Origin of the sequence: Flavobacterium sp. UBA5153 (assembly GCA_002413745.1) — a bacterium.
GTDB lineage: Bacteria > Bacteroidota > Bacteroidia > Flavobacteriales > Flavobacteriaceae > Flavobacterium.
On the sequence record DHXP01000079.1, the window covers coordinates 36,711 to 50,433 of the forward strand.

Annotated in this window: 16 protein-coding genes, 1 tRNA gene and 1 pseudogene; 12 read left to right on the forward strand and 6 right to left on the reverse strand. The window is 35.1% G+C overall.

Annotated elements, in window-relative coordinates; translation table 11 throughout:
* Positions 1-73 precede the first annotated feature (73 nt).
* Positions 74-712 (forward strand): dienelactone hydrolase family protein, encoded by a 639-nt coding sequence (locus B2145_RS17280; RefSeq protein ID WP_291105131.1) that lies wholly within the window; start codon positions 74-76, stop codon positions 710-712.
* Here the strand turns inward: B2145_RS17280 and B2145_RS17285 are convergent.
* The 3 genes from B2145_RS17285 to B2145_RS17295 are packed head-to-tail and all read right to left on the reverse strand — an operon-like array spanning position 709 to position 1,664.
* Entirely contained in the window at positions 709-960 is a 252-nt protein-coding gene (locus B2145_RS17285; protein ID WP_291105133.1) for a hypothetical protein, read from the reverse strand. The two genes, B2145_RS17280 and B2145_RS17285, sit on opposite strands and share 4 nt — an antisense overlap.
* A gap of 9 nt (positions 961-969) precedes the next feature.
* The gene (locus B2145_RS17290; RefSeq protein WP_291105135.1) at positions 970-1,122 is read right to left on the reverse strand and encodes a hypothetical protein; all 153 of its coding nucleotides are present in this window, start codon (positions 1,120-1,122) and stop codon (positions 970-972) included.
* On the reverse strand, positions 1,122-1,664 hold the full coding sequence (locus B2145_RS17295) for a hypothetical protein (RefSeq protein ID WP_291105138.1): 543 nt from the start codon (positions 1,662-1,664) through the stop codon (positions 1,122-1,124). The genes B2145_RS17290 and B2145_RS17295 overlap by 1 nt, the downstream gene beginning before the upstream one ends.
* 90 nt (positions 1,665-1,754) lie before the next feature.
* On the opposite strand from B2145_RS17295, the gene B2145_RS17300 reads away from it, so the two are divergent.
* The 6 genes and pseudogenes from B2145_RS17300 to B2145_RS17325 all read left to right on the forward strand — a co-directional run bounded on the left by B2145_RS17300 (position 1,755) and on the right by B2145_RS17325 (position 4,661).
* The gene (locus B2145_RS17300; RefSeq protein ID WP_291105141.1) at positions 1,755-2,003 is read left to right on the forward strand and encodes a hypothetical protein; all 249 of its coding nucleotides are present in this window, start codon (positions 1,755-1,757) and stop codon (positions 2,001-2,003) included.
* Positions 2,004-2,155: 152 nt separating this feature from the next.
* Entirely contained in the window at positions 2,156-2,596 is a 441-nt protein-coding gene (locus tag B2145_RS17305) for a KTSC domain-containing protein (protein WP_291105143.1), read from the forward strand.
* Between the two features lie 171 nt (positions 2,597-2,767).
* A complete protein-coding gene (locus B2145_RS17310; protein ID WP_291105146.1) occupies positions 2,768-3,007 on the forward strand; it encodes a hypothetical protein in 240 nt (79 codons plus the stop codon).
* 213 nt (positions 3,008-3,220) lie between these two features.
* Positions 3,221-4,000, forward strand: a complete 780-nt coding sequence (locus B2145_RS17315) for a DUF4369 domain-containing protein (RefSeq protein WP_291105148.1) — start codon at positions 3,221-3,223, stop codon at positions 3,998-4,000.
* An 18-nt stretch (positions 4,001-4,018) separates the two neighbouring features.
* A pseudogene (locus B2145_RS17320) lies at positions 4,019-4,405 on the forward strand (TlpA family protein disulfide reductase); the annotation flags it as partial.
* A 175-nt stretch (positions 4,406-4,580) separates the two neighbouring features.
* Positions 4,581-4,661, forward strand: a tRNA-Tyr gene (locus B2145_RS17325).
* Between the two features lie 290 nt (positions 4,662-4,951).
* On the opposite strand, the gene B2145_RS17330 is transcribed toward B2145_RS17325, so the two are convergent.
* Positions 4,952-5,593: a rhomboid family intramembrane serine protease gene (locus B2145_RS17330; RefSeq protein ID WP_291105150.1), complete on the reverse strand. Its 642-nt coding sequence runs from the start codon at positions 5,591-5,593 to the stop codon at positions 4,952-4,954.
* A gap of 125 nt (positions 5,594-5,718) precedes the next feature.
* On the opposite strand from B2145_RS17330, the gene B2145_RS17335 reads away from it, so the two are divergent.
* Positions 5,719-6,588 (forward strand): lysophospholipid acyltransferase family protein, encoded by an 870-nt coding sequence (locus B2145_RS17335; RefSeq protein WP_291105152.1) that lies wholly within the window; start codon positions 5,719-5,721, stop codon positions 6,586-6,588.
* 54 nt (positions 6,589-6,642) lie between these two features.
* Here the strand turns inward: B2145_RS17335 and B2145_RS17340 are convergent, their stop codons facing one another.
* Positions 6,643-8,130, reverse strand: coding sequence for an aminotransferase class V-fold PLP-dependent enzyme (locus B2145_RS17340; RefSeq protein WP_291105154.1), 1,488 nt, complete (start codon positions 8,128-8,130; stop codon positions 6,643-6,645).
* 581 nt (positions 8,131-8,711) lie between these two features.
* Between B2145_RS17340 and B2145_RS17345 the strand changes: the two genes are divergently transcribed.
* From B2145_RS17345 to B2145_RS17360, 4 genes are all read left to right on the forward strand, one after another.
* Positions 8,712-8,969 (forward strand): hypothetical protein, encoded by a 258-nt coding sequence (locus B2145_RS17345; RefSeq protein ID WP_291105156.1) that lies wholly within the window; start codon positions 8,712-8,714, stop codon positions 8,967-8,969.
* Between the two features lie 129 nt (positions 8,970-9,098).
* A complete protein-coding gene (locus B2145_RS17350; protein ID WP_291105159.1) occupies positions 9,099-9,236 on the forward strand; it encodes a hypothetical protein in 138 nt (45 codons plus the stop codon).
* Positions 9,237-9,282: 46 nt separating this feature from the next.
* Positions 9,283-9,972, forward strand: coding sequence for a response regulator (locus tag B2145_RS17355; protein ID WP_291105161.1), 690 nt, complete (start codon positions 9,283-9,285; stop codon positions 9,970-9,972).
* The gene (locus B2145_RS17360; RefSeq protein WP_291105166.1) at positions 9,969-12,482 is read left to right on the forward strand and encodes a PAS domain S-box protein; all 2,514 of its coding nucleotides are present in this window, start codon (positions 9,969-9,971) and stop codon (positions 12,480-12,482) included. Before B2145_RS17355 ends, B2145_RS17360 begins: the two co-directional genes overlap by 4 nt.
* Before the next feature lie 76 nt (positions 12,483-12,558).
* On the opposite strand, the gene B2145_RS17365 is transcribed toward B2145_RS17360, so the two are convergent.
* Entirely contained in the window at positions 12,559-13,326 is a 768-nt protein-coding gene (locus B2145_RS17365; protein WP_291105168.1) for a membrane metalloprotease, read from the reverse strand.
* Positions 13,327-13,723: the final 397 nt, after the last annotated feature.

Below are 13,723 nucleotides of genomic sequence, written 5' to 3' on the forward strand. Positions count from 1 at the left end.
AACGATTGGACTAAAACATATTAGCGAATGGTATTACTTTATCAGAAATAATGTTTTTTAAAAAATGTCAATTATGAAAAGATTAGAAATAGATATTCCCCTATCTTCCGTGACGTTAAAAGGCGATTTAATAATACCTGAGGGTGCGATTGGAATTGTTGTTTTTTCTCATGGAAGTGGCAGCAGCAGGCTCAGTCCAAGAAATAAATTGGTAGCCGAGCTGATTCAGCGACACGGCATAGGCACGCTCCTATTTGATTTATTAACAGAGGAAGAAGACAGAATTTACGAAAACAGGTTTGATATTGATTTATTGGTAAGTAGATTAATAGAAACTACTGAGTGGCTTATAAAATATAAAGCAGCGGAAGATTTGCCGTTAGCTTATTTTGGAGCCAGTACGGGAGCGGCATCGGCACTAAGGGCTGCAGCTTATTTTGGAAAAAACATAAAAGCCGTGGTATCCCGTGGAGGACGTCCGGATCTGGCATTAAATGCATTGCCTTTGGTAACGGCTCCAACATTGTTAATCGTTGGCCAGCTGGATGTACCGGTGATACAAATGAATAAGCAGGCTTTTGATCAATTGAAATCAGTAAAAGAAATGGAAATAATTTCCGGTGCGACACATTTATTTGAAGAGTCAGGCAAATTGATGGAAGTGGCTCAACTGGCAATTTTATGGTATAAAAAGTATTTAATAATCGACTAAAACTGATCCTCACCTTCCATTGAATCATCTGTCGAAGTGTTTAATTTCTGGTGCAATTGATTCAATAAAACTTGATAATGACTGATTTCCATCAAGTCTTCATCATCCTCCGAAAAATCAAGTAATTCGTCGAGAATTTCACTCACCACAACCAGTTTATTGTTGGCTTCCTTATTTTTTTTACCAGCAATCAAGTCAATTATTTCTTGCACTTCTTTTTTTAAAGCACTAAACTTATCGTTTTCCATATCTTGTTTTTAAGAATCTCCTGAAGTGTTATTCTCGTTGAATTTTTTCACAATTTGTTTCAATTTTTCCTTGCGGAGGATTTTGGCATTTTTGACTTTATCCTGCTCTTTATGAAGTTTGTCGTTGTGTTTTTTGATGTTTCTTTCGTTGTTCCTTCCCATTATATTTCTCTTTTTATTTCGTCCAATGATTTATTGGTGAAAATTAATTCGTCTATTATTTGTTGACGTAAAACATCCAAATCTTCATAGTCAAAATGTTTAGCCCAAGATGTTAGATTAAACAGGTTTCGGATTTGTTTTATTCTCTTTGTGGTTTCAAAACTGGTTCTTAATATCTCTTTATTATCATATTTAGGATTATTCCGATGTTGATAATTGACGGTTTTCAATTCGTATTTTGCTTCAATATAATACAGTTCGTCCACTGCATTATCAGGATAAAAATCATTCCAAGAAGCAAAACCTAGTTTAGTTTTAGGCGTTGTTTCCGGTTCCATAGGCTCCAACCTCCACTTGCTGTTAGCCAAACGCCCCCAATGGTTTGACAATCGATACATCCCTTTTTCAGTGTAATAGTAACGGCTCCCCGATTTGCTTTCATATTGTACCGGCAATTTTTCTATTTTCAGCAAAAGTTCTTCTTGGAAAACACAAAAGGTGTTTTTAAAAGAATTTGGATTGGGTCGAAATGTTTTTTCCATTAAACAAAGATAATCAGAAAGTCAAGAATTTCACAAGACAAATAATAATTGATTAACTTTGCACACTAAATTTTTTAAAATAAATTGATTATGACCAAGTCTTCACAAGAAAAAATGTTGCAAAAGGGCGTTTATACCGGAATAATGGAAAAGGATGAAAACAACAACTTTTTTTGTGGCGAATATCTGTTGGATTATAAAATGGCAATAACCAATCATACTATTGGTGATTGGATTACCATAAAATCCGTAATTGAAAATCCAAGCGATATTAGCTACAATAAATATCCAAAAAAATCCAAGAATTTTGATAAAGCAAATAATAAACCGCAACAATAGCTTAATAACGTGGACGGTATGATGTACATTTCTCAATATTTTTTTTGCCATAAAGTAAAAACTTAAAAAAAAGTGTACCTTTGCAAAAAATTGTCGATTTTGAAATCAAATTATATTGGTTTCATATTAAAAGACAAGTAGTTACCTTATTTATGAAAAAAATAGTTGAATACCGAAAGCTGCTAAATGTAGACAAAACTGCAGAGCTAAAAGATTTAAAAACCATTTACCGCAATGCGATGAAAGAAGCACATCCTGATAAATTTCAGGGAAATGATGCTGGTTTGAAGGATGCCGAAGAAAACAGTAAAAAGATTATTGAGGCCTATCACTTTTTGGTAAGTATCAATCCTGAAACTGTCAAACAAAATTTGCCGGAATACACGGAAACAATTGCAACTTCAACAATTTCTGATTATAAATTCGTTGAAGGTCGATTAATCATCAATTTTTCTAATGGTAGTGTTTACGAATACATCAGTGTACCCAAAGCAACTTACGTAAAAATGGTAAATGCTGAATCGCCGGGAAGATTTGCAAAAAGACACATTTTAAATTCTTTTACTTGGAGAAAAACAATCAACCAAGATTAATTTTTTTTTGGATAAATATATAAAAGCATCCCACATTGCGGGATGCTTTTTTTTATTTGTCTATTTTAGCGTTATCCCTATAATAAAAACAAAAAATCAACAGAAAAAGTATTGTCTAATTAATTTATTTTGAGTACTTTAGCCTACCTATAATTTTTTAAAATTTTCATTATGACAGATCCTTGCAGCTTATACAAATCGCAATATAAAAAGGCAAAAGAAACTTTCGAAATTTTAGAAAAACAAAAAGCGGAAATAAATTTCAAACTGGAATCTGATTCTTCAAGTGCAACTTTGCACAAAGATTTAAGGGATATTAATATGGATATCAGGATTACGGTAAATGAGATGGAGCATGCCCAATTTCGTATCCAGGAATACGAATCTAAATATGATCCCTCAATAAACTAGAATTCTTCTATTTTTTAAGCAGTTAAACATATTTATATTTTTTTAAATTATTATAAATAACTTTATCAAAGTGCTTATAATTAACATATTATAGTTATCCCATTCCATCCAATTAAAAAACTTTAAACTATAACAAAAATTTAGGGAATAAAATTGTTGATATTTTATAATTTTAAATACTTTTGCTTCCTTAAATCAATTAACTAATTTATAATGAAAAAATTAATTTTATTACTTTCAGCTGCAGTTGTATTAATTTCTTGCAATAAAGTTGGTAAAGGAGAATACATCATTTCAGGTACTGCAAAAGGAATTGAAAATGGCAAAACAATCATTCTGGAAACACAAGATCCAAATGGAATGGGTTTGAAATCGATAGATACCGTAAAAGTTAAAGATGGTAAATTTGAAATAAAAGGAAAAATTACCGAACCTGCTTTTCATACGTTACAAGTAGAATCTGTAAATGGAAAAGTTCCTTTCATTTTAGAAAATGGAGAAATTACAATTGCTATCGATAAAGATAGTATCAATAAATCCAAGATTTCAGGAACATACAACAATGATGAATTTGTTAAGTTTAACGAAGAACTTATGAAACTTCAAAAGAGTTTAGTTGATTTCCAAAAGAAAAACACTCCTGCAATGAATACAGCGCAACAAGCTAAAGATACTGCTGTAATCAATAAATTGATGAAGGAATTTACAAAAATTCAAGAAGTGGTAAGTGCTGATTCTAAAAAGAAATATTCAAGCTATGCTGAAACTCATCCTAAATCATTTATAAGCGCCTTAATTATCCAAGGAATGCTAAATGATCCAAGTGCCGATATCAAAAAATCGGAAAAATTATATGCTAGCTTAGACGAATCATTAAAAAATACAAAACCGGGTAAAGCAATAAAATCAAAACTTGATCAAGCAAAAACGCCTACAGTTGGCGCAACACCTCCAGTTGGTGCTGCACATCCCGCTGTTGGTGACGCTAAATGAAGTTCAGATTTTTCTGCTCCTAATCCTCAGGGCAAAATAGTTACCCTAAAGGAAAGTTTGGGAAAAGTAACAATTGTCGATTTTTGGGCCTCATGGTGTGGTCCTTGTAGAGCAGAAATGCCAAACGTTGTGGCTATCTATGCAGCGTTTCACGCAAAAGGACTAAATATAGTTGGCGTTTCTTTGGATAAAGATGCCGCAAAATGGAAAGAGGCTATTGCAAAAGACAAATTGACTTGGATTCATGTTTCGCATTTGAAATTTTGGAACGAACCGATTGCTGCACAATATGAAGTGCAATCTATTCCTGCTACTTTTATACTTGATGCTTCAGGAAAAGTAGTGGCAAAAGATTTAAGAGGGGATGAACTTAAAGCCAAAATTGTTGAACTATTGGCTAAATAAACCTTTTAGTTTGAACTAATAAAAAAATCTCCCTAGTGGAGATTTTTTTATTTTATTCAATACCAATACGTTGCAATTAATACGGAAATTAAGTGTAAATTTAATTTGGAAACCTAAAAACAGTTTCTATATTTGCAACCGCTTAGTACAAATAAGTAAGCAACAATGAGGTTTTGGGGAGATACTCAAGCGGCCAACGAGGGCAGACTGTAAATCTGCTGTGTGAACTTCGCAGGTTCGAATCCTGCTCTCCCCACAAAAATAAAATAACACATTTTTAAGAAGCCCGCTTCATTAAAAATGTGTTTTTATTTTTGTGCAAGGTTTCCCTTCAAGGATCATTGAAAATAATCCTGCCATTTTGTAAACCAAATTTTATCTGAAATCTACAAATGTGAAACCTTATGCCACAAAAACAAAAATCCTGATAATTTCAGGATTTTTGTCGTTTAATACTGTTCTAATTCTATTCCAAAACAAAACTCACACCCACAATTTCTATTTCTCCGGCTGCCAAAGTTTCTCTTGGATGTAACTAAAAACATTCTATAACTTCCCCGCTTTTGACATTACAAAAAGTATCACGATTGGAATTGCCAAAAGCACAACCATAACCGTGTTATCAACAAGCATGGCTGGTTCTTTTATAAGTGTAATCAAATAACCTCCAATAGCACCTCCAAAATGAGCTGTATGACCAATGTTGTCGTTCTTGGCTTTCATCCCATAGATGGAATACAACAAATAACCAATACCAAAAAGATAAGCCGGAATGGGAATGGGAATAAAAAACAAATATAAACTCATGCTTGGGTCAATCAAAATCGCCGAATATAAAATCCCAGTTACAGCGCCAGATGCTCCAATTGCCCTATAATTATAATCATTTTTATGCATCAACAAAGTCAGTAAACTTCCAAAAGCAAGGCTTCCCATATAAATTAAAAAAAAAGAAGCACTTCCAAAATAGTTAATTACCACGGGAGCAAACATAAAAAGGGTAAACATATTAAAAAACAAATGCCCCATATCAGCGTGCAAGAAACCCGAAGTAATCATTCGTATTTGATCGCCGGCACGAATACTTCCTATGTGAAATTCGAATTTCCTGAAAAAGGCCATATCGTTAAATCCTTTTAAACTGAATAAAATATTAGCGGCAATAATTACAATTAAAATAGTGTTCATAAATAATTTGGTGATTTTATAAAGTGTAAATCTAATTAATATTTATGGTTATAAAAACAAATCCTGAGCCACAAACTATCAATCGAAAGGATTTTTTTAATTACATTTGTTGAAATATTTAAGTAATGCGTTTCATACTTTTCCTTTTAGTTTATCCCTTATTATGGTGCATCTCGATATTGCCTTTCCCATTATTATATTTGTTTTCTGACTTCATTTACCTAATCGTCTATTATGTAATTGGTTATCGAAAAAAAACGGTTCGAGAAAATTTGGCATTGGCGTTGCCTAATTTATCTGACGAAGAACGATTAGTTATTGAGAAAAAATCATTTCACCATTTATGCGATATATTTCTCGAGATGATAAAAACTATGACGATTTCAAAAAAAGAAATAAGTAAACGTTTTGTATTTACCAATCTGGAAGTTTATAAAAAATTAGAAGAAAAAGAAAAAAGCATTGCCATGATGCTGGCACATTATGCGAGCTATGAATGGGTAATTTCGATGAACACCTACGTAACTTTTAGTGCTTTTGCCATTTATAAAAAAATAAATAATCCCTATTTTGACAAATTAGTTCGTAATATTCGATCAAGATTCAAAGCCAGTCTTATAACTACTAAAGAAACTATTCCTGTTATTATTAAAAATAACAAAAGTAAAGAGCTGTCTATTTATGGATTTGCAAGTGATCAATCGCCTATACTCTCTTCGGCATATCATTGGCAAAAATTTATGGGAATAGAAGTTCCTGTTCATACCGGTGCTGAAATGTTGGCAAAAAAATATGATATGAATGTGGTTTTCCTGAAAGTAAAAAAAGTAAAACGAGGCTATTATGAAGCCAGTTTTGAAGTTCTCTCTGAAAATGCCAAGGAAGTTCCAAATTATGAAATCACGGATAAATTCCTGAAATTGGTGGAACAACAAATCCATGAAGCACCAGAATATTATTTGTGGACGCATAAACGCTGGAAACACAGGAGGTAGTGGGTAGTTTGCAGTCGTAGTTAGCAGTATGTTACCCCGAAGTCGAAAGGCAATCTATGCTTTAAACCATTCTTCCACCATTTCTTTTTCCAATGGTTTTGCGTTTTTATGAATAAATTCATTGGAGTCTTTATCGTAATTATAGTCTTTTGACCACTCTTTATGGTTTGCCGCCAATGCTTTTATGCTTTCGCAAACGAACAGAATTTCTTCATTCGTAGTCGTGGGATGAACAGACATTCTGATCCAGCCCGGCTTTCTGATTAAATCCCCCAGAGTGATTTCGTCAATAAGTTGATGCGAGGCTTCTTGGTTCACATGCAATAAATAATGACCGTAAGTTCCCGCACAACTGCAACCGCCACGGGTTTGAATCCCGAATTTGTCATTGAGTAATTTCACCCCCAAATTAAAATGCAAATCTTCTATATAAAACGAAATCACCCCTAATCGATCCTGATGTTGTGCCGACAAGATCTTGATATTTGGGATATTTCCCAATTCCGAAAAAACATAATCCACTATTTCGTGTTCTCTTTTCAGGATGTTTTCTATTCCCATTTTCTCCTTCAACTGAATCGCCAGCGCCGTTTTAATAACTTGCAAGAAACCTGGCGTGCCTCCGTCTTCCCTATCTTCAATGTTGTCGATGTATTTGTGTTCGCCCCAAGGATTTGTCCAAGAAACGGTTCCGCCTCCGGGATTGTCGGGAATTAAATTCTGGTATAATTTTTTATTAAAAACCAATACGCCCGAAGTTCCCGGGCCGCCAAGAAACTTGTGTGGCGAAAAGAATATCGCGTCCAAAAAACTTTCTGGATCTTCCGGATGCATATCGATTTCCACGTAGGGGCCAGAACAGGCAAAATCTACGAAGCAAAGTCCGTTGTTTTCGTGCATCAATTTGGCCACATCGTGATAAGGGGTTTTAATGCCGGTAACGTTCGAACAGGAAGTGATAGAAGCGATTTTGAAACTTCTGTCCTTGTATTTTTCCAATAATTTAGCGAGATTTTCCATGCTGAACAATCCTTCTTCGCAGGACGGAATCACCTCAACATCAGCGATAGTTTCCAGCCACGAGGTTTGGTTGGAATGGTGTTCCATGTGCGAAATAAAAACAACCGGTTTCTTTTCGGCGGGAATGGTGATGAAATCTTTGAGGTTTTCGGGGATTTTCAAACCCAGAATACGCTGAAATTTATTCACAACACCCGTCATTCCTGTTCCATCGGTGATCAGAACGTCGTCTTCACTGGCGTTTACGTGATGTTTGATGATGTTTCTGGCTTTGTGGTATGCCATTGTCATTGCCGTTCCCGAAACCGTAGTTTCGGTATGGGTATTGGCAACAAAAGGACCAAAATCGTTCATCATTTTTTCCTCGATGGGACGATACAACCTGCCACTCGCCGTCCAATCTGTGTAAATGATTTTTTGCTTGCCATAAGGCGAAACAAATTCTTGGTCGATTCCTATGATATTCTTGCGAAATTGCTGGAAGTATTGTTCCAATTGGGTTGGCATTTCTTTGTTAGTCATTGAATTCAAAATTTGATTTCAAAGATACCCATTTTTAGTTATTAGAGATATTATAGAAAAGCCAGTTAATTTGTGAGTGGAAACTTTCTTAAAACAGCTCTTGAGGAATATACTAAGCATTTTTAATTCATTGTACAAAAATCTTCTAAAACAATACCTAAAAACACCAACATTGTATTTATTGTTCCAAAAAATCTGTTTTTGTAAAAAAAATCTTTGATGTTTTTATAAAAAAAATAAATTTATTTTCGTTAAATATCTTATATTTACTTGGAATTAAGTTAGTTATATAACATTTGTAATTTTACACAAACTGACGTTATAACCAATGCTTATCCCAAGTGTCAAATAAACATCTTCAAATACCTACAATTATGAATAATCAGAATAAAGCCAAACAAAAACTCATAAAAAAATCACAAGAATTACTGCAAAAGAATATTCCGTAAAGACATTATGGAATAAAGGCACCACCAAGCCGCAAGTTAGCCTAATAAGTGATCCGGGAAACAGGGAAATCCTGTAAAAATTAATACTATACAACTAGATAAAAAGTAACAATTGGGAATAAAAAGGGAATTATGGAAAATATTCTACCAAAGTTTTCTCGCTCCACATTAATTTACGACTCCGCATCAGCACTAATTACGGTTCTTGCGTGTTTCCTTGTTTTTATCACTTGGAAAGTAGATTTTACCATTCTAAAAGGACTGGGCACATTGATCGTAAAATCAAATGCAGCGGTACTGATACTGATTTCAGGACTTGGAGGATTCTCCCTTCAATGTTCCAATTCCACCAATAAAAATTATCAAATTTTTGAAAGGAAAAACAAATGAATCAATTACAAAATACAAACAAGGGAAAAATTGTGGTATTATCACTCGATGAGCCACGATATGCATTATACCTATTTCTTTCGCTTGAAGAAGAGAAAATACTTGAAAAAGCCATATAAGAGACAATAAATGAACAGTAAACTTCCACATCCTCTTTTGCTGCGATTAAGCCGTGCTTTTGCTGTGAAAACAGCTTTTCATTTCCCCGAAGAACGATGGGATGATTTGGCTGAAAATTGGAAAAAATGGAAATTAACAGGAATTTGAATAAATAGTATCAGGAATCACGAATGAATTTTAAAAAAACAAGGACATGACTAAAATCTTAATCGCTGAAGATAGCCCAACACAGGCTGAACGGCTAAAAATTTTACTCGAAGATAGTAACTATGAGGTGATGATTGCCAAAGACGGCAAAACTGCCCTCGGCTTGTTGCACGATTTTCAACCGGACTTAATCATCAGTGACATTCAAATGCCCGGAATGAACGGTTTCGAACTATGCTGGCAGGTTAAATCTAATCCAGCAACCAGGAACATCCCGGTAATTTTGCTTACCTCATTATCGAGTAAAGATGATGTGCTAAACGGAATTGAATCCGGTGCCGATAGCTTCATCAATAAGCCATACAGTCCTGACTACCTTATTTATTATGTGGAACAAACACTTATCCAGTCGCAACAAGGCAATAGAGTGTATGACGAGGTGAATTTTGAAACCGTTATTGACAACAAAAAACGGTTCTTCACCGCAAACCCGCAGCGAATGATGTCCCTGCTTATTTCCACCTATGAATCGGCAAGAAATAAAAACCGAGAATTGGTCGAGGCGCAGGACGAACTTCAAAAATCTGAGGAAAAATACCGCGAGTTGTTCCAGAATGCCGAGGTTGGTATGTACCTCTCAAAATTAGACGGCTCCGGCATTGTAGCAATTAACCCTAAACTCTGCGAGATTCTCGGTTACACCGAAGAAGAAATATTTATGATGCCTATGCAATGACATGGGCAAATCCCGAGGCACGAAGAGAGATGCTTGCAGCGCTTAAGGAAACAGGCATACTCCGAAACTATGAGATGGAAATCTTGACCAAAAACAAAGAAGTACGTACCTGCTCCATATCGGTGAAATTGGATACAAACCAAGGTTACATCGAGGGAACAGTATTGGACATCACTGAACGTAAGCAGGCAGAGAGTAAAATAAAAGAAAGCGAAGAAAAATTCAGGAAGGTGTTTGAAAATTCTCCCATGGGCAAATCACTTACTTCCATTGACGGAAAACTTTCCGTAAATGACACCTTTTGCGAAATAGTCGGATATCCCAAAGAAGAGCTATCTCAAATGAATTGGAGAGAAATATCGCATCCTGGCGACATGGAAGCTACCCAAAATTTTATTTCTTCCATGCTTAGCGGAGCCATTAATAATGCACAATTTCACAAACGATACATCCATAAATCGGGTGAAGTTGTATGGGCTGATTTTGCCACTTACCTCCAAAGAGATTCAAACGGTGAACCGCAGTTTTTTATCACATCGGTCAGTGACATCACCAAGCAGACGGAGGAAGAGTTGTATCAATTAAACAACGAACTTGAACGCCGAATAACGGAACGGACTGCAACTTTACGAAAAAATAAAGAACAGTTTAAAACGATGTTTACAAAAGCACCCTTAGGAATTGCATTAATTGATTCCTTTACGGGTAAAATAAAAAAAGCTAATCCAATTTATGCCCGTATTACGGGAAGAACAATAAGAGAAATAACGGCTACTGATTGGATGTCAATTACACATCCCGATGATATACATCTTGACATCGAAAACATGAATCTTTTAAATGACGGAAAAATAGAAGGCTTCCGAAGGGAAAAAAGATATATTCACAAAAACGGTGACATTGTTTGGATTAATATGACAATTGCCCCATTAAAAATTGAAAAAGAATACAATCCTCATCATTTATGCATGATTGAAGATATTACCGAACGCAAAAAAGACGAAGAAGCACTCCACGTAATCAACTCGAGAAATCACGCTATTCTGAAAGCGATACCCGACCTGGTGTTTCGTATCAACAGCGACGGTGTCTTTCTGGATTACCGAACTCAAGAATCTAGCGACTTGTATGTATCTCCAGACAAGATTATCGGGCAAAGGGTAGAGGACATTTTGCCCCCTGATATTGCCAGCCTTATCACCAGAAGAATACATACACTAATGGAAAGTGGCGAAATACAGGAATTCGAGTATGCGCTGCCTATGCCAGATGGTTTGCGTTACTTCGATGCACGGATGGCAATAAGCGACACGGACGAAGTCATAATTATTGTGCGCAATATTACCGACCGCAAGAAGGTAGAAAATGAATTAATCAAGGCAAAGGAACGTGCCGAAGAAAGCGACCGGCTAAAATCCTCTTTTCTTGCCAATATGAGCCACGAAATACGCACCCCCATGAATGGCATCCTGGGTTTTGCAGATCTCTTGAAAGAACCTAATCTTACCGGTGAACAGCAACAAGAATATATCCAAATCATTGAAAAAAGTGGAGCACGCATGCTCAATATCATCAACAATATTATCGATATTTCGAAAATAGAGGCGAATCTGGTAGAAGTTAATATCAAGCCCTCTAATATCAATGAGCAAACCGCATTTATTTATACATTTTTCGAATCTCAGACCGAAAAGAAAGGAATTAATCTTATCTGTAAAAATGGGCTGCCTGATGAAAGAGCCATTATTAATACCGACAAGGAAAAAGTGTACGCCATTCTCACCAATCTGGTTAGAAATGCCTTTAAATACTGTGATGAAGGCGGCATTGAATTTGGTTATAATCTGAAGGGAAAACACCTTGAATTTTTCGTAAAAGACACTGGTATTGGGATTCCTGACAACAGGCAGCAAGCCATATTTGACCGTTTTATTCAGGCAGATGTTACTGACACAAGAGCTTTTCAGGGAGCAGGGTTGGGACTATCCATTTCAAAAGCGTATGTAGAAATATTGGGGGGCAAAATCTGGGTAGAAAGTGAAGAAGGAAAAGGATCAACATTTTATTTTACCATTCCATACAACACTGAATCGGAAGAAAAAAACCTTGTTGAAAATGTTGTTCCGGATGATGAGGCAAATAATTATGCTAAAAACCTGAATATATTAATTGCCGAAGACGACAAAATATCCAGAATGCTGCTTACAAAAACAATTAAAGTGTTTAGCAAAGAAATTATAGAAGCGCTGGACGGAGTTGAAGCTCTTGAAGCTTGCCAAAACAATCCTGACATCGATCTAGTGATGATGGATATTAATATGCCCAATATGGATGGTCACGAAGCCACCAGGCAAATACGCCAATTCAATAAAAACGTGATTATTATTGCACAAACAGCCAATGCCTTCGATAGTGACAAAAAAGAGGCAATGGAATCAGGATGCAATGATTTTATTTCAAAACCCATTATGAAAAATGAACTATTGGGGCTAATAAACAAGTATTTTTAAAAACCCTATGCTGTAAACAAAAAACCCTTTCAAAAAATGTTTTTTGAAAGAGTTCTTTGTTTAAAAAAAGGTAGGTTTACCTTCCACCATTTGCTCGAAGATCCGCAATACATTGCGCGTCCAGTTGTGGCGCAGAACCTAAATTTGTAATACTATTTCCTGATTCTGAAAGCCAATACATTAGGCAACTTTGCACAGTACAATGATTTGGATGCGCTGTGTCTTCATGATTACTTTGCATGGGCGCTCCTAAATTGACAAGTCCAAGAATGTGTCCAAACTCATGTGTGATTACTGTAGTTTCCAATAAACTTCTATTGGGTTGCGTTGGGCTACTGCTTTGCCCTTGAACGGTTTTTTCGAAAATAACAAAAGAAGTGTTTCTATAGGACTCTCCTAAAATAACCGTTGTACTTGTGTCACCTGCCGATTTTCCATCTGCAAAAAATACCCAAACCGCTATTTGATCAGAAGTGTTGTATTTTGTTCTGTTAGCGTCTTCAATGGCAATAAATTGCTGATTGGTATAAGATGCAGTTCCTGTTGAAGGCAGCGCTCTTTTTACAATACTTATTCCATTTGGTTTGAATGTCCTTGCCCCTATAAAAGATACAAAATTGTTAATCGCCGTTGCTGACGGCTCATATCCAGTTACATAAGCCACTTCGATAACCATACTCGTAAACTTTTTATCAGATAACAAATCATTAGACGAACTTCCCAAGGACTGTTGGTTCATACTAACAGTATTTGCAGTTCCCGAATTGTTATTTGGGGCATCCCCATTTGAACAGGATACAGTAAAGCCTAGTCCAATTATTAGTAATACAATTGTTTTTTTCACTTTTTTCTATAAATTAGTATTATTGATGAGTATTAATAGAAATAGCTTCATTATAGACGAACACAGATGCTCTTCGGATTGAAAAATACACTTTCTTATAGAAAAAAGTTAAAATTTAAAATCAGAACTTAATAAGGAAATTCCATTTATTATGATATTATAAACTCAAATTAATAGTTATTAGTATAACTGCACTTCACTTTTTTAAGTTTGGCATTTCTTAATTTGAATGAAAGTGACTAAATAATTTCTATTTGGAATTAAAAAAGTTAGTGATATAAAACACAAAACCCTTTCAGAGAAGAAACTATGAAAGGGTTATTTATTTAAAAAAATGGTGGGTTTATATTCCTGCTATTGCTTTTATACCGTTTGTTATTTCAAATTAGTCCAATAA

Coding starts and splice junctions, on each gene's coding strand:
- B2145_RS17280 (WP_291105131.1), top strand. CDS start 74: ATGAAAAGATTAGAAATAGATATTCCCCTATCTTCCGTGACGTTAAAA.
- B2145_RS17285 (WP_291105133.1), bottom strand. CDS start 960: ATGGAAAACGATAAGTTTAGTGCTTTAAAAAAAGAAGTGCAAGAAATA.
- B2145_RS17290 (WP_291105135.1), bottom strand. CDS start 1,122: ATGGGAAGGAACAACGAAAGAAACATCAAAAAACACAACGACAAACTT.
- B2145_RS17295 (WP_291105138.1), bottom strand. CDS start 1,664: ATGGAAAAAACATTTCGACCCAATCCAAATTCTTTTAAAAACACCTTT.
- B2145_RS17300 (WP_291105141.1), top strand. CDS start 1,755: ATGACCAAGTCTTCACAAGAAAAAATGTTGCAAAAGGGCGTTTATACC.
- B2145_RS17305 (WP_291105143.1), top strand. CDS start 2,156: ATGAAAAAAATAGTTGAATACCGAAAGCTGCTAAATGTAGACAAAACT.
- B2145_RS17310 (WP_291105146.1), top strand. CDS start 2,768: ATGACAGATCCTTGCAGCTTATACAAATCGCAATATAAAAAGGCAAAA.
- B2145_RS17315 (WP_291105148.1), top strand. CDS start 3,221: ATGAAAAAATTAATTTTATTACTTTCAGCTGCAGTTGTATTAATTTCT.
- B2145_RS17330 (WP_291105150.1), bottom strand. CDS start 5,593: ATGAACACTATTTTAATTGTAATTATTGCCGCTAATATTTTATTCAGT.
- B2145_RS17335 (WP_291105152.1), top strand. CDS start 5,719: ATGCGTTTCATACTTTTCCTTTTAGTTTATCCCTTATTATGGTGCATC.
- B2145_RS17340 (WP_291105154.1), bottom strand. CDS start 8,130: ATGACTAACAAAGAAATGCCAACCCAATTGGAACAATACTTCCAGCAA.
- B2145_RS17345 (WP_291105156.1), top strand. CDS start 8,712: ATGGAAAATATTCTACCAAAGTTTTCTCGCTCCACATTAATTTACGAC.
- B2145_RS17350 (WP_291105159.1), top strand. CDS start 9,099: ATGAACAGTAAACTTCCACATCCTCTTTTGCTGCGATTAAGCCGTGCT.
- B2145_RS17355 (WP_291105161.1), top strand. CDS start 9,283: ATGACTAAAATCTTAATCGCTGAAGATAGCCCAACACAGGCTGAACGG.
- B2145_RS17360 (WP_291105166.1), top strand. CDS start 9,969: ATGACATGGGCAAATCCCGAGGCACGAAGAGAGATGCTTGCAGCGCTT.